We start from the raw sequence: 15,419 nt of genomic DNA, 5'->3' as shown, positions 1-15,419 counted from the left end.
CAACATCAAGATCACGATCAACCGGCAGCTCGCTCAACTCCTCCGGCCCCAGGGCCGAGAGGCCACCTTCCTTATACACCTTACTGACATATTTTCTTTCAATATTTAACCCAATCACAGGAATATTCCGGCTTCGAGCGAAATTCAATATCTCTCGATAGAGTCGATAATCAAAACTCCAGACCTCAAAATATTTCGAGTCCCTCAGAAACTGGGCCTCGCTGATCTCACCGGCAACAAACTGGTCCAAGGCCACCTGGGAAGATCGGGGAAACATCTCCATGCCGATGGCAAGATTTGGATCCCGCTGATACAACTCACGGATAATCCGCAGCTGAAGTTTATGGTCGGCATAGCTGGTATGTGATTCGCCAACATAGATAATTTTCTTATCCAGCAGCGCATCGACCATAGCAGTGAACCCCTGAGCTTTTGGAACCTCAAGCACAACAGGTGTCCTTTCTAATCCATAACCAACGCCACTGGCCGCCTGACATATGCTTTTGGTTATAGCCCGCCCCTGCTCAAAATGGAGATAACAGTACTTGCCGTAATGCTTAAGCTTTGCCATGCCGGATTTGACTTCATCTAGGCTGGATGCCGAAACAAGTACAGCGGGGTTGTCTGGATTTAAGGGATTTTTGCGAACATCAACCACAAATCCCTGCTCCGGATGGGAGGGTTTGGAGAATAAAGACCGTACAGCCGGCGGCGTTATGCCAAAAAAGATAAGCCCATTTTCGGTAAGCTGGGCATCATCAACCTCATTGGCGGCAATCACTTCAGCGCCCTGCCTTTCTACTTCGTCGATTAACGGTTCAAAAATATCATAATCAGAAGGCTTGCCGATAACTGCTATTTTATGGGCAGAACCCTTGAACCAGTCCCAGGTCGGAGTCACCTCTTCATGGCTGAGTTGCCGGGCAAGATCGTAGCCAGAGTCAATAACCAGACTGACCGGATATTCGGCGAGCTTAAACTCCACCTGCTGTTGCTGTTGGGTCAGCAGAATAGTTCTCGACAAAACAGCGTTGGTGGTGGTTAATTCTAGGGGAACATCAAGAAGATAGGGGTTTTGGGCATCATCTTGATAGAGTGTAAAACTGACCACCAGATCACCATCCACCTCATCGACTTTAAAATCTTTAGCCGCTACCTCCGGCAAGCCAACCCGATCAACCCATTGCTGAAAAAACAGGTCCAGGTCCGAGGAATACGGGTCAAAACTCTCGTGAATATCATCCCACGAGGCAGTTTTACCCTTCAGGCGCTGATAGAAGTCTCGGATAGCCGCCTCAAAAGTATCCTGCCCTACCTTTTGAGCCAGCATATGAAAAATCATCGCAACTTTGCCGTAGCCCACAGCATTATGGGCCAGGTGCTCAGGAGTGCGACGACCATCACCTCCAGTAAAATCTTTAACCGCAAGCGCCTTATCACCATGAACATAATGCTGATTTTTCAAGAGCTGATTTTTCCGGTACTCCCGCCCCGCTCCATCCTCCTCAGCATAGGCATGATCGGCAAGATAGGTAGTCAAGCCTTCGCACCAGTTGCCAGACGATTGGTCGACATCAATAGAGTTACCAAACCAGGAATGCAGCACTTCATGTCCCAACGAGGTCTCAACAATAAACGGCAACCGCACCACCATCTGACCCAGCAAGGTCATTGACGGCATGCCATAGCCGGTTGGCAGCCTGTTTTCAACAATGGAAAAACGCTTATACGGATATGGGCCTATCAATTTTTCATAACGGATGATGTAGTCCTGGGCCTTTTGCCTATAGTGCGCTGCCAACTCCCTATCTTCAGCAAAAAAATAGGAAACAACCGCCACTCCATTGCTCGGGATACTTTGTTGTTCAACAATGTACGGCCCTGCCGCAAAGTGCAACCCACGCAGTGGCTGTTCAAAGCTGAAGATAAAGGTTTTCCCGGAGACCGAAATTTCCTGGCTTATGGTATCAGCTTCGGACACCGCCTCAAAGCCAATTGGAACGCTGGCCTGTAAGGAAAACCGGCATTTCCTGTCCGGCAGAGGATGCCAGACACCTGTGAGGGCGATCCCTTCTGTGCTAACCAGGTCTGAGTCTGAGTTTTTAAACGATTTGGAATAGTGGACGATAAGTTTTTGGGCTGCTGAAGAAGGGGCGAGACTTATCCCGTTTGAATCAGACGAAAGTTGCTTCCCGTCCAGCTCAACTGCACCAATATCAAAAGAACTAAAACTAAGGGCTAAAGGCAGATTAGCGGGAATTTCAAGAGTCGCAATGCCCTTAAGCAACTGGGCTTCGATATCAAAAGCAATTGCCAACCTGTATTCCGGCATAAGATCATCTCTCTTTTCCAGAGCGCCAGCGGGGAGAGCAGAGAAAAAAAACAGCAGGCTAAGCGCCAGAGCGCTGCTTAAAGATTTGATTTGATTCTTTCCAGAGAGAAAACGACTGAACTGCTTTTTCTGCACGGTACTCACCTCGTAACCTTTTAGGCATTTTCTTGCCAATAGCAGGAAATAAACCGAAATTTACATTGGAAGGCTGAAAACGTTTCGCTTCAGCCTGCGTCAAATGATGCATCAGAGCTCCGTGGGCAGTCTCCGGGGGCAAAGCCTTCAACTCATAGCCATGCATCAGACTGGCAGCATTAATACCGGCAATCAGGCCCATGGCTGTTGACTCGACATAGCCCTCAACTCCGGAAAGCTGTCCGGCGATAAACAGGCCATTGCTTCCCTTAAAAAGAAGGTGCTCATCCAAAAGTTCAGGGGCACAAATAAAGGTATTGCGATGAATGCTGCCCAGCCGACTGAACTCGGCATTTTTAAGGCCGGGAATTAAGGTGAACACCCGCTTCTGTTCAGCATAGGTGAGTTTTGTTTGAAAGCCCACCATATTCACATGGCTCCCTTCCTGATTCTCAAAACGCAGCTGAACAACCGCATAGGGATCTCTACCTGTCCTGGGATCAGGCAAACCAACCGGTTTCATCGGGCCAAAACGCGGCGTATCATCTCCCCGCTCCACCATAACCTCAATCGGCAGACATCCTTCAAAATAGTTCTTATCCTCAAAAGACTTTAAAGGGACAGTCTGCGCCTCTTTCATGGCTGTAATAAAAACCTCATACTCCTCTCTGTTCATGGGGCAGTTAAGATAATCTCCCGGCCCATCATCGTATCGGGAGGCTTGATAAATAACAGCTTTATCGACAGAGTCCGTTACAATAATCGGAGCGATAGCATCATAAAATGATAACTGTTTTTGACCTGTAAGACGCCCAAGACTTTGGGCCATAGGGTCAGAGGTAAGTGGGCCGGTTGCCAGAATAACCGGATTCTGAGCAGTTACAGTTGACAGGTCGGGAATCTCCACAACCTCCTGCTTGATGACCGTAATCAGAGGATGTGCGGATATAGCCTCGGTAATATATTGAGCAAATTTTGCTCGATCAACCGCCAGGGCCTTACCGGCAGGAACCCGATGCAGCTGAGCCGCCACCATGATCAGCGAATCCAGCTGGCGCATCTCTTCCTTAAGCAGGCCCACTGCCGAACTGCCGTCATCGGAACGAAATGAGTTACTGCATACCAGCTCGGCAAGAAATCCCGTTTCATGGGCCGGAGTGGTTTTTTGCGGACGCATTTCAAATAATCGTACCCTGCAACCAAAAGCGGCGGCCTGCCATGCTGCTTCACAGCCTGCCAAACCGCCGCCAATGACCGTCAGAGACGGGCTATCTACCTGAGGAGTATCTCCTACCATAGATTAAAGGCCCAACTGATCCTTAACTGCCTTAACAACATCATCGCTTGAGGTGCAGGGAACGTTTTTGAACTTTCCTTCCTTCTCATAGTAACCGATCAATGGCGCTGTTTTTTCGGTAAAGGTTTCGAGACGATGGGTAATTGCCTCTTCGGTCTCATCGGCACGCTGAATAACCGCACTGCCGCATTTATCACAGATACCTTCTTTTTTAGGTGGATTGCTCTTCACATTGTAGATTGCCTGACAATCACCATTTTCACAGGTTCTTCGGGTACAGAGACGGTCAAGAATTACATCCCGAGGCACATCAATATTGATTACCATATCAAGATCGATATTAATTCGTTTCATCAAGGCCTTGAGCTCTTCAGCCTGGGGAATTGTGCGCGGAAAGCCGTCAAGCAGAAAACCTTTGGCACAATCATCCTCCTGCAGACGTTTCTCCATCATCCCCATGATCACTGAATCTGGAACCAGATCCCCGGCATCCATAAACTCTTTGGCTTTTTTGCCAAGATCTGAACCCGCTCGAACTTCGGCGCGCAAAATATCACCTGTGGAAATTTGCACAGAGCCATCGAGCGCTGTTAACAGTTTAGCCACAGTACCTTTACCAGCGCCAGGAGCGCCTAATAACATTACTTTCATGAAATTCTCCTTGAAAAAAAAATTAATAACTATTTCGTTGTATTTTACTGATCCGGGGCCTGAAAGAGTTGAACCACTCTGAACAAGACGCACTCTGCCGTCATACGCCAAGGCTAACCGGTGAACTGGACAATATACACAATTAAACTTGTCTTCGGTAGGGGAAAATTTAATTTATATGTTCATCCAGCCAGGCATAGAGTTTCCGTGAATCTTTATGCTCGGGATCACAGTCAATCGCCTTATTGACAAACTTTTCAGCTGTTTTGAAACCTTCGAGTTTTTCCGGCCCGGAGGCTCCACGACTCCGCTCTGTATAGGTTACCGCCAAATTAAAGTAATAGACCGCCATATCTTCTTTCAGATATTTTTTTACTGAGCCATGATCACCTGTGTTTGCAGAGGCCAGCCCCAGATTAATATTGCGCTCCGGGTTATCAGGGGAAAGTTCGGAAACTGTTTCAAGCACCTGTTTTTCCTCTGCATAGTTCTTTTCTCGGTGATGAACTAGTGCCAATAAGTCATAGGCCTTGACGTGCCCTTCCCGCAATTCAATACAGCGAGTCAGCTCCTCCTTGGCCTTCGTATAGCTGCCCCGCCGCTCATAAACAATTCCTGCAAAATAATATGGTTCCGGCTCCGAAGTAATGAGTTTTGATGGTCGTCCCCCGTCACCATAATAAACGGCAGATCCCAGAATTCATCTGAACACCTGATCTTTCTTCTTCATTATTCACCTGCACCGGAAATTTTTCGTACCCAATTCATTGTCGCACTCCAGAACAATAATGAAAAGTTTTTTTGCTACATTGGCTGCCCGCATTGACATGAATTCCCTTTGGGTATACTTTGGGGCTCTACTTAAAACCCATAAGGAATTATCAATGAATGCGAATATTCTTATTATCGGTGGTGTTGCCGCTGGCCCCAAAACCGCCTGCCGACTAAAACGCCTTAACCCTCAAGCCCAGATCACCATTGTTGACCAGGACAACTTAATTTCTTACGGCGGTTGCGGCATTCCCTATTATGTCTCAGGCGATGTCTCCGACGAAAAAGAGCTTCGTTCAACCAGTTTTCATGCTGTTCGCGATGCTGGCTTTTTTAATGACGCCAAGGGGGTAAACGTTCTAACCAGAACACGGGCAGACGCCATTGACCGAAAAAACAAGACCGTAACCATCACCAACCTTGACACGCATGCACAAAGCCAACTTACCTACGACAAACTGGTGCTGACAACAGGCTGCACCCCAAACCGGCCACCCATTCCCGGCATGGATCTGCCAGGCGTTTTTACTATCAGTGATATGCACAAGGCCATCGCCATTAAAGACCAACTGGCCAAGGGTAAAGTTGGTCGGGCTGTTGTTATTGGCGGCGGTCCAATTGGCATTGAAATGGCGGAATCCTTCGGTGACCTTTGGGGGGTTGAAACAACTATTATTGAACTGATGCCCCAGATACTGTCTCGAATAGTTGATCCAATTTTCTCCAAAATGCTCACCCATCACTTGGAATCAAATGGCATTACTGTTTTCACCAATGAAATGGTGCAAGCCATAGAGCAAGATGGTGAAGCCTATAAGGTCATTACCAACAAACAGGAGATCACAACCGATATCGTAATCATGGCCGTTGGAGTTCATCCACGCAGCGAGCTCGCACGGGATGCCGGTCTTCTAGTTGCCCAAAACGGCGGTATCGTCGTCAACAAACGCCTACAGACCTCCGACCCGGATATCTATTCAGCTGGCGACTGTATCGAAGTTACCAACCTTGTTTCCGGCAAAAAGGGCCTTGCGCCCTTTGGTTCACTGGCAAACCGCCAGGGGCGAATCGTTGCCGACAACCTGGCCGGTATACCCAGCACCTTCGACGGTGTCCTTAACTCGTTTGTAATGAAAGCCTTTGATGTTTCCATTGGTGCTACAGGACTCAGCCTTGAGTCTGCACTGGCGGAAGGTTTCAATGCGGGCTGTGCCATTACCGCCCAATCCGATCGGGCTCATTTCTTTCCCACCCAGGCCATTATTCCTCTGCAAATGGTTTTTGACAAAACCACCAGGCGTGTTCTTGGTTTCCAGGGCTTTGGCCCAATGGGCGACTCGGTTCTGGCCCGCCTGGATGCCGCAGCCGCCCTAATTGCCAAAGGAGCAACCGTTGAAGATTTCATTAATCTGGAAATGGCCTACGCCCCACCCTTTGCCACAGCTCTTGATGCCCTAAACGCTACCGCTAATGTCGCCGAAAATGTCATTGCCGGAAGACTGCGAACCGTATCAATTGATAATTTCCTTGACTGGATGGGTAAGCCTCAAACACAGCCTGACTGGATAGCCCTTGACATTCGACATCCGAATGAGTCCGGCCTCTTTAAGGAGGCATATCCTGATCGCTGGTTGCCCATTCCTTATGTTGAAATCCGGAGCCGAGCCTCAGAGATCCCTGTCGATAAAACGCTGATCATTATTTGTGATGCCGGCACACGCTCCTACGAGATCCAACGCTACCTTGACAGCATTGACAATAAAAACTCTCTGGTTCTGGGCGGAGGATTTAACCTGATGCGCCGCATCAAGATAGATTGGTGGCCAGGCCGATAAAAACCAGGGAAGGGAAGATTAAGGAGAACGAAATGGAAATTACTATACTATGCCCCTATCTCTTTTCACAGTTCTGACCAAAACAGCACGTACCTTTCTGCTGCTGCTCAGCGTCACACTTTCCGCTGACTATGCCTTTGCTCTTGAGGGAACCCTTAACCCCAACACGGCATCATCCAAAGAACTGGAACAGCTGCCATTTATCGGGAAGGCTAAAGCCAAGGCACTCGTCAAGTGCCGTACTCAAAATAAACAGTTTTCTTCACTAGACGAAATCCAGCAATGCCCAGAAATTGGTCAAAGCACCTTCGAAGCAATTAGGCCCTATCTCAGCCTTACCGGTTCAACAACACTCAACAAAAAAGAGCCTCCAGACGCTACTCCTGCCCCGGAAGCCGCCTACCGGTTTGTGCCGCGCATCAATACCAGGCCTGGCGAAATCAAAATCCTGGCCGACTCGACATATTACGACACCCTTTTAAATTTTATCAACTATGCTGAAGATCGAATCACCATCACCATCTTCGTCTTCAAAACAACGTCTTCGCCAAAGAACAGACCCTCTTTAGTTATTCAGGCCCTGACCCAGGCTAAAAAGAGAGGGGTTGCTATTACTGTACTCCTTGAACGCTCCGACTATGATGACAACCTCAACAAGGAAAATGAAAACACCGCCAAACTTCTCCGTAAAAAAGGCATAAAAGTCCGCTTTGACAGCCCCAAGGCAACGACCCACAGCAAGATTGTCGTCATTGATAATCGATTCTGCTTTGTCGGAAGTCACAACTTCACGCACTCGGCCTTGGCATATAACAATGAGCTATCACTGCTTGTTGACAGCACCTTACTTGCCCAAGAGTTGCAGCGATACATGCAGGCCATCAAGTAACCGCCTCCCAACTGGTTTACCGCCTCAAACAATACGATAACTCCCTGATACAATAGCAAAAAAAACCAAATTTCCGGAAATAGACAAGCGGTCTTCCGGTTTTTCGGAATACAGTACAACTACTCAGTACATAGATACCGCAACAAACTACCAGCCCCTACCACAAGACATCATATCACACTGAAATAACTCTCATTATTAAATTAAATTTAAAACTGGCATGAGAATAGCTTATAGAATCAGGAAAACTTATCAAATAACAGATTAAAAAATATGGAGATATGAATTATGAAAAAAACAGTTTTGATATCTTTGGCACTGGGAACATTGCTTTTTGGCTCTTCTGCTTATGCAAGCAGTATCTACGGCACAAATATCACAATTTTTGATGGTGAAGGTACAGCTTCAGAAGACAATGAAGTTGAGCCAGGAATGGATCCAAATCAAATTTGGGATCTAGAAGGTGTTTTCCTTAAAGGGAACGTCCTTTCCCTAATAGGCGGTTTTGACTTTAGAAATGGAGTCTCTGGCTATACTTCAGGATCTAAAGACTTCACTTCAGGTGACATCTTTATAAGCACTGACGCAGTTTACGGTCAAACAGCAGTACCCACAGGCCTTTCAAATGGTCAAAACAATGTCAATAATGCATTTGGGTATGAATATGCGCTAGACATCGATTGGAGCACACTCGTGTTTTCCGTTGTTAAACTCGATCCGACGGACACGACCACCACTGTATATTATGCACTAAATCAAGACTCCATGCCTTCTTCAAACCCCTGGAAATACGTTTCGGGGGGAACTACTGTTGCCGGTGGCACAGGTACATGGGCGGGCTCAACTGGCAGTTCAAACGGCCTAATGACCACCGCGCAAGTGGCTGACGCCGAAGTTCTTAACTGGGGAAGTCAGGCGTTCACAAACCACTATGCTGTTTCATTTGACCTGAGTAGTTTTTTCTCAGTAGCAGGATTAAATGGCAGTGATTTTTACACCCACTTCACCATGGGGTGTGGCAATGACAACTTAATGGGCCAGGGTACCGCCCCTGTTCCAGAGCCAGCCACCATGTTCCTGTTCGGTACCGGCTTAGCCGGTCTGGCTGGAATTAGCAGACGTAGAAAAAAACAAGCATAACACAATTTTCTCCTTCGTTGTATCCCCAAACCAAAAAGGCGGCCCATAACGGGTCGCCTTTTTTCATTTTAGCTCCCAATTCCAGTCGCACTCTCTCCACCGACGAACCCTTTCAGCCTCCAGGAGAACTGGCCACCGTCATCTGAACTATTTCCCTTTGACCGAAGAACTTTTTTCCACGAATTCCATAGAAGTTTTTGCCCATGAATCCCGAACTAGTAATTCTCCTCTTGTCTTAGAACATCACATATTGCATAATTTATTAAAAGCAGCATCAAATACACACCTGTTGCCGAAAGTGCGTACGTCGATTCTTACCGAAAGCAACCCATTTATTTAAAGGAGCAAGTTGATGAATTGTTGGGAGTTCAAAAAATGTGGTCGTGAAAAAAATGGCAAAAACTCGTTAGAACTGGGCGTATGTCCAGCATATCCGGATAATGGAAGAAAGTGTGCGAGAGTTGCCGGCACTTTATGTGGTGGGGAAGTTCAAGGGTCTTTTGCACTCAAGCTTACGAGTTGTGGGGTATGTGATTATTATCACAGCCCACATTATCAAAAATATGCGGCCTTGAAAAAAAAGTAGGAAAAAAGCCCGACTCGGACGCTCCTGCAAAAGGGGCAGCAGATTGAGTATGAGCTAGCCGGAGATGAGACAGAGGTGGCAATCATTCATGGTTTTTCACCTTTCCTCCAGATCGGCCAGCAGAGTATGGAAAGTAGTCGCCGGGCAAATAGTTGTGTCCGTGCGCCGCTGACGTTGATCGCCGCCGTATACCAGGCCGCGCCCCAACGGCGCTCCAATAACCCCGGAAAAATGGTCAAGCCCTCTAAAGTAGTCCCGGTTAATCGTCATGCCAGACTTGATTTCGATGGGATACAGGTCCGGACCGACGGTGAACAGCAGATCAACCTCGTTGCCGTTACTATCCCGGTAAAAATGGAGATTACTCCGTCTCCCCCGGTGCAAGCGATATTTCAGGGCCTCAATGACCACCATGTTCTCAAACAAATTGCCCCGCAAGGGATCGCGGCTGACATGCAGGATGTTTTCCAGACCAAGCAGATGAGCGGCCAGACCCACATCATAAAAATAGAGTTTAGACGATTTGATCAGCCTTTTGGAGATATTGGCGGCATAGGGCTGCAGCCGATAGACAATATAGCTTGCCTCAAGCAAGGTCAGCCAGTTCCTGGCAGTCTGGTGTGAAACTCCGGTGTCTGAGGCCAGGTTGTTGAAATTCAGAAGCTGCCCGACCCGCCCGGCGCACAAGGTGACAAAACGCTGGAACAGGCCAAGATCCTTGATATTGATCAGCTGCCGGATATCTCTTTCCACATAGGTCTCGAGATATCCGGCCAGGGCCTGGGAGGGTTCAAGCCCCTCCTTCCAGACCCTGGGATAAAAGCCGGTCAGCAGCAGTTGATCAACCGTGAAATCGTTTGGCAGCCGACCCAGCTCTTCAAGACTAAACGGCAGCAGCTTGATAATGGCCGTGCGACCGGCCAGAGACTGGTTGATGGCGTTTGAGACCTCGAACTGCTGGCTGCCGGTCAGGATAAATAGGCCATGACGTTCATCTTCGTCAACCAGAGTCTGGATATACGAAAGAAGTTCCGGGGTCTGCTGGATCTCATCAAGGATTGCGCCGTCCGGCATCCCGGCCAGAAAACCGCGGGGGTCTTCCCTAGCGAACTGCCGACTGTCAAGGTTTTCCAGGCTGACATACTTTTTATCGGCAAAAACCTTGCGGCACAAGGTCGTCTTACCGCTTTGCCGAGGCCCGGTAATCGTCACCACCGGATACTGCCCGGCAAACCGCAGGAGATACCTTTCCGCTGTGCGAGTGATCAGTTCCATATCTCAACCGTACGATAAATCTATGCATATTTCAACTTCAATTTTAAATTTGCATAAGAACACGAGCAGTGATCTTGATTGTATCCAGTCACGCAACTTAGCTCAATTCCCAAATATGGCCTCTTTTCATATAGCCATGTTGTTTTTTTGACGGCTCCTAAAGTTCGTAAAGCTCTTCATCCTTCAGGGGGCGTTTTTGGCGGCCAGCCTTTGATACTTTTTGGGCAAGCATCCCGGAGATATCATCACCATCAAAAAGGTTGCCCATCTCCTTTTCTATTTTCTCCGGATCATCTCCAGCTTCCAGACGACATAAGGCCTCTTCCATACTGTCCCCGAGTGACAGACCGGTCTTCTCAGAAAACCGCCGCATGATTCTGGCCATCTGCTTGGGATCATCCTCGTTGATGTTCTCCGCTTCACTGGCTAACTCTCCCATAACCCGTTCCATCTGGCTTTCGTCAATATCAGGCAAACCATTCTCACCTGGCTCCTTGGCCTTGCCAATGGTTCTAAACATTGAAACCTGACGCTGGAGCGCCTTGCTGCATTTAGGGCATTGAGGCGTTTTTTCGGTATTCACTCGACTTGAGAAAAAGTTAAAAATTGTGTTACAAGCATCGCAGTAAAATTCATAAATCGGCATAAGTAACTCCACTATTATTGTTTGCTAATATCTATGACTAAAGCACTTCCAAGCAATCTACTCAACATATAGTTGATCTGCAAATATCATTTTCAGCGCCCTACTAATGATAGTTCACAGCAAAGTCAATCAAGTGGGCACCTTCCATCTATCGAGATACAAAGTACCATTCGGGGCAGAAAATGGTTTTACTGCTTGACTTCATCTAAGCAGCTGAAATACCATTTACTATGATAATCAAATCAGTACACCAATCATCCAACTCACAAACAAGAGGATACGCTTTGGAATCAGCCCACCGAACAATCGACGTTGTCTCAAGTATACTTTGCGAAGCAGTTAAAAACGTACTGAGTACCAGCACAAAAAAGAACATTGATTACTCATCAACAATTCAGAAAATCCAAAAAGTCATGATGCAACCTGATATTGGCTGCTTTCTACAGTTCAGTGGAGATTACAACGGGCTGTTAGTTGTTAATTTTTCAGGCGATGCCGCTGTTTCAATCTACCGCAACTACATGCTTACAATGGGAATGCCAGAAGAAGATCTTGCCAAAGATTTCACCTCCAACGAGGTAATTGACAGTATTGGCGAAATTATCAATCAGATCATGGGTGAATTCATGCGCATGATCGCCGACAAATATCAACTTATTGCCGTATGCGGACAACCAAAGGTCCTTGCCCTCAACAACGCCATAACCCTGACCATTGACTCCGACCACAGAGATAACCGTCGCATGGCCTTTAATATTGAGCAGGAACGCTTCCAACTTGAACTCGCCTTGGAACAGACAGAGTTTATCTCTATTAAAGAGATCAAAGCTGTGTAAAGGTCACAGCTTACGTCTTTTTTCGGCGCACAATACGAACCTTTTTCTTCCCTCCGGAACCAGCGCCACTGCTAACACCGGCGCTGCCGGCTTTTCTTCGCACCCTGACTATTCGCTTTTTGGGTTTTGGCTCCTCACCAATCACAGCCTCTTCTCCGCCCAGAGGCTGTGAATAGTCACACCCGGCCTTCGGACAGCGCAGCGCAATCTTGCCACTGCTCGATTTTTTCTCAACAAGATACTGCGAGTCGCAAAGATTACAGCTCACGTAATGCGGTTTAGCCCAGGACATAAACTCACAGTCACTATCCTGGCAGACATAAAACGATTTGCCGGAAGGTGTCCGCTTGGCAACAAGCGCCCCTTCTCTGCAAATCGGGCAATAGATGGTTTGAGCGTTTTTATCAAAGGCTTCAGTATGACGGCAGGCCGGGAAACCGGAGCATGACCAGAACTGCCCGAAACGATCCTCCTTCAGAAGCATCGCCTTCCCACACACCTGGCAGATCTGCGTTAAATCAGTCGCTATTATTTTTTCATTCGGCGGCCCCGGAACCGACGCTGCAACTTCAGCGTCAGGATCCACAGTGCCAGCGTCTGTGTCTGTTTCATGCAGGGCAGCTTCAAAGGCTTTTTCTAGCTCTTCAGGCCACTCATCTCCACTATCAGCTAGAAACGATGGCTCTTCCATTGCCTCCGCCATAACCTCCTCAGTCAGTTTCTCTGTTACATCTTCAGCAGAGGACGCCTGCTGGTCATCCATTACAACGGCTTCCTCCTCAGGGCTATCCAGAACCTCTGGCTCAGCCGGCTGCCCCTCTATGAGTTCAGAAACCCGATCCTCCGCTGCAACCTGATCTGCTTTGACAGGCGCAGCACTTGGAGTTTCAACCTTAGCGACAAGTTGCTCCTCGTGGTTTTCTGTTGATCCGACAGTATCGCTAATCGGAACCACTTCTTCCTGAGCAGTTGGTTCGACCTGCTCCTCACTGACCTGTTTAATAATTGTACTGGAACGCCTCAATCTGGGTTTAAGCGTAGTCGGCAGCTTAGCCTTAATCAATACTCTCCCCTGGAGAGTGAGCGCCTGGTCAAACTGTTTCAGAGCAAACTCCAATCCCTTCCGGCCCGTGCTCGCCTCAACTATAGTCTGCTCAATATAGGCCGACAGATTGATCCCCTGCATGTATGGGAAGGCCTTACTTAAAATTGAGGTTACTTTTTTTATGTTTTCACCAACTTTCAAGTATCCCTCTTTGGTAATAACAATATACCCGGCATCAGCCAGCCCCTGAATCAGTAAAATATTGGCAGGATCTGCGATAATTGAAAAGTCGGCGAGGTCAGCAAACAGCGTATCAATGGTATAATGCTCAGCGGGCACCCCTCCTTTTTGGTCCGCAATCAGTTTTATGCGATTTAGAACCTGCTCTTCCTTAATCCCTGCAAACGGACTCTCCGCCAACAATAAGCTCTTATCATAGCGTCCCTGATAGACTGCAAGAAAACCTTTTTCCGACACAGAGCTGAACTGTGTCGAGAAAAATGCCTCTGGCCCTGCACTTATTTCAATATTCAGTCTTTCGCCCACGGCTGCCTTCATCTGACTGGCCAGGGCGCGACAACGTATCAACTCGTAGATAGTAGCCTCGCTCTCACTTAACCCTGCAATTGCCTCGGCAGTCAAATGAGGCATCAAGGGAAATATCATACCCGTTACCGGCTCAACCACCCCATCACCAAGGGCATCGGGGCCAGACAGCAAAACGACCTCATCTTTAAGTTTCTTCAACCAGCCGCTGGCATCAGCATTTTCCAGTGTCGAAAATGACGAAATTACACCCGTAGTTTTTCCGCCACAGGAAACACCATGAAACAGTTTCCGCAAACATCCCAATGTATCTTTTGGGCTCGCTTCATAAAGCACCAAGGCATCGTGAAGAAGTTCTGTCAGCATGTAGGGAGATGGAGGCTGTATAACCAATGGTGAGCGTTTGATTGTATCAACTACAAATGGATCATCGTCAATAAGATCATTGATCCATAAAGCCTGTTTTTCCTCCGCAAAAAATCCGTCAGTGGTCATATCGTAGGCCTCTTCCAGCCGTGCCTGAAAAAATCGCCCATTTAAGCTCAACTCGGCCTTTACCTGCCATTTGAGCGATGGCCTGAAGGTCTGGATCTCAGCTTCCCGATCGGCAAGAAGAAACATCGGGGTTAAACTATTGTATTGAAGAGTAAAATTACCAGGACCCCGATTTGTTCCAACCAGTCGAACCAGATGTTTGGCCAGGAAAGCCTCGAACAAGTTACGTGTATAAAAGTTAAGCCCACATTGCTCATCAACAACGCTGACAAAGTCAAGCGCTCTTTTAACATCTTCTTCGCTAAGGCCCGAAAGCGTCAAACGCTTAACAGTATTTTTCCCTTTACTAATCTGATTTACATAGGAGCTGAGTATCCACCCCAAATACTCGCTGCGAGGATCAGCATCCAGGGCGATCAGTATATTCTTTTCCTGGTACTCCGCAAGTTTGGCCACTACCTCCTGAGCACCGTTTGCCACAGAAAAAGAAAAGTCAACACCGCCCAGACCGGAACCATTGCCTTTATGCCTTGGCTGAGCGACAGGAGTCATGGAAACATAGACTTCGGCCTCGCCGGAATAATAGCCGTCAAAAAATAATTTCTTGGCTGGAGAGTCAACTATAATGAGTGTATCTGCCATGCTACCCCCTGTTGTATCAAATGAACCTTGTATGTTGGTCTGTTTTAACCCATCAAAATCAGATGGAGCAAAGCTGCTTCCCTAACCGGAAAAATTTACTCAGACATAAAGTATATAACGGTTGGAGATTCAAGTGCTTCAGATACTGGAGAACAGGCACAGGAACAGACCATGTTAGACTTAACAGACAACTATATTTTATATTATTAATGAAAGATATTATTTATTATTAATCTTTATAACTGGTTATTGGTCTTTCAAGTTGGTGTTACTGTCCTAATGGTTTTATAAAAACTGT

Annotated in this window: 11 protein-coding genes and 1 pseudogene; 4 read left to right on the top strand and 8 right to left on the bottom strand. The window is 47.4% G+C overall.

All coding sequences use genetic code 11. The annotated features are described in order from the left end of the window. The 5 genes and pseudogenes from HQK80_11435 to HQK80_11415 form a co-directional block, all read right to left on the bottom strand. A partial coding sequence (locus HQK80_11435) for a ChaN family lipoprotein (protein ID MBF0222819.1) occupies positions 1-2,467 on the bottom strand: 2,467 nt, incomplete at its 3' end. Further along, a complete protein-coding gene (gene trmFO / locus HQK80_11430; protein ID MBF0222818.1) occupies positions 2,391-3,764 on the bottom strand; it encodes a methylenetetrahydrofolate--tRNA-(uracil(54)-C(5))-methyltransferase (FADH(2)-oxidizing) TrmFO in 1,374 nt (457 codons plus the stop codon). The genes trmFO and HQK80_11435, both read right to left, overlap by 77 nt. Before the next feature lie 3 nt (positions 3,765-3,767). After that, the gene (locus tag HQK80_11425; GenBank protein MBF0222817.1) at positions 3,768-4,415 is read right to left on the bottom strand and encodes an adenylate kinase; all 648 of its coding nucleotides are present in this window, start codon (positions 4,413-4,415) and stop codon (positions 3,768-3,770) included. Between the two features lie 169 nt (positions 4,416-4,584). Beyond that, on the bottom strand, positions 4,585-4,965 hold the full coding sequence (locus tag HQK80_11420) for a hypothetical protein (protein ID MBF0222816.1): 381 nt from the start codon (positions 4,963-4,965) through the stop codon (positions 4,585-4,587). Then, positions 4,957-5,115: pseudogene (locus HQK80_11415) on the bottom strand (hypothetical protein). Before HQK80_11415 ends, HQK80_11420 begins: the two are co-directional and overlap by 9 nt. Before the next feature lie 184 nt (positions 5,116-5,299). Between HQK80_11415 and HQK80_11410 the strand changes: the two are divergent. The 3 genes from HQK80_11410 (at position 5,300) to HQK80_11400 (ending at position 9,050) form a co-directional block, all read left to right on the top strand. Further along, positions 5,300-7,021 carry an FAD-dependent oxidoreductase gene (locus tag HQK80_11410; protein MBF0222815.1) on the top strand — a complete coding sequence of 574 codons (1,722 nt, stop codon included), beginning with the start codon at positions 5,300-5,302 and terminating at the stop codon, positions 7,019-7,021. 49 nt (positions 7,022-7,070) lie between these two features. After that, a complete protein-coding gene (locus tag HQK80_11405) occupies positions 7,071-7,910 on the top strand; it encodes a helix-hairpin-helix domain-containing protein (GenBank protein ID MBF0222814.1) in 840 nt (279 codons plus the stop codon). A 432-nt stretch (positions 7,911-8,342) separates the two neighbouring features. Beyond that, on the top strand, positions 8,343-9,050 hold the full coding sequence (locus HQK80_11400; GenBank protein ID MBF0222813.1) for a PEP-CTERM sorting domain-containing protein: 708 nt from the start codon (positions 8,343-8,345) through the stop codon (positions 9,048-9,050). 682 nt (positions 9,051-9,732) lie between these two features. Here the strand turns inward: HQK80_11400 and HQK80_11395 are convergent. Then, a complete protein-coding gene (locus HQK80_11395; protein ID MBF0222812.1) occupies positions 9,733-10,911 on the bottom strand; it encodes an ATP-binding protein in 1,179 nt (392 codons plus the stop codon). Between the two features lie 157 nt (positions 10,912-11,068). Next, the gene (locus HQK80_11390) at positions 11,069-11,557 is read right to left on the bottom strand and encodes a zinc ribbon domain-containing protein (GenBank protein ID MBF0222811.1); all 489 of its coding nucleotides are present in this window, start codon (positions 11,555-11,557) and stop codon (positions 11,069-11,071) included. A 230-nt stretch (positions 11,558-11,787) separates the two neighbouring features. On the opposite strand from HQK80_11390, the gene HQK80_11385 reads away from it, so the two are divergent. Continuing rightward, positions 11,788-12,393: a DUF3334 family protein gene (locus HQK80_11385; protein ID MBF0222810.1), complete on the top strand. Its 606-nt coding sequence runs from the start codon at positions 11,788-11,790 to the stop codon at positions 12,391-12,393. Positions 12,394-12,403: 10 nt separating this feature from the next. On the opposite strand, the gene HQK80_11380 is transcribed toward HQK80_11385, so the two are convergent. Continuing rightward, positions 12,404-15,121, bottom strand: coding sequence for a topoisomerase DNA-binding C4 zinc finger domain-containing protein (locus HQK80_11380; GenBank protein ID MBF0222809.1), 2,718 nt, complete (start codon positions 15,119-15,121; stop codon positions 12,404-12,406). Between the last annotated feature and the right edge of the window lie 298 nt (positions 15,122-15,419).

It is taken from the genome of Desulfobulbaceae bacterium, from assembly GCA_015231515.1.
In the GTDB taxonomy this organism is placed as follows: Bacteria; Desulfobacterota; Desulfobulbia; order Desulfobulbales; family VMSU01; genus JADGBM01.
Note: the sequence above shows the minus strand (reverse complement) of the source record. Positions and strands in the feature narration are given on the sequence as shown.

Bases quoted from the DNA above. Each gene is read 5' to 3' on its own strand.
- trmFO (MBF0222818.1), bottom strand. From the start codon at position 3,764: ATGGTAGGAGATACTCCTCAGGTAGATAGCCCGTCTCTGACGGTCATT.
- HQK80_11425 (MBF0222817.1), bottom strand. From the start codon at position 4,415: ATGAAAGTAATGTTATTAGGCGCTCCTGGCGCTGGTAAAGGTACTGTG.
- HQK80_11410 (MBF0222815.1), top strand. From the start codon at position 5,300: ATGAATGCGAATATTCTTATTATCGGTGGTGTTGCCGCTGGCCCCAAA.
- HQK80_11405 (MBF0222814.1), top strand. From the start codon at position 7,071: ATGCCCCTATCTCTTTTCACAGTTCTGACCAAAACAGCACGTACCTTT.
- HQK80_11400 (MBF0222813.1), top strand. From the start codon at position 8,343: ATGGATCCAAATCAAATTTGGGATCTAGAAGGTGTTTTCCTTAAAGGG.
- HQK80_11395 (MBF0222812.1), bottom strand. From the start codon at position 10,911: ATGGAACTGATCACTCGCACAGCGGAAAGGTATCTCCTGCGGTTTGCC.
- HQK80_11390 (MBF0222811.1), bottom strand. From the start codon at position 11,557: ATGCCGATTTATGAATTTTACTGCGATGCTTGTAACACAATTTTTAAC.
- HQK80_11385 (MBF0222810.1), top strand. From the start codon at position 11,788: ATGATAATCAAATCAGTACACCAATCATCCAACTCACAAACAAGAGGA.
- HQK80_11380 (MBF0222809.1), bottom strand. From the start codon at position 15,121: ATGGCAGATACACTCATTATAGTTGACTCTCCAGCCAAGAAATTATTT.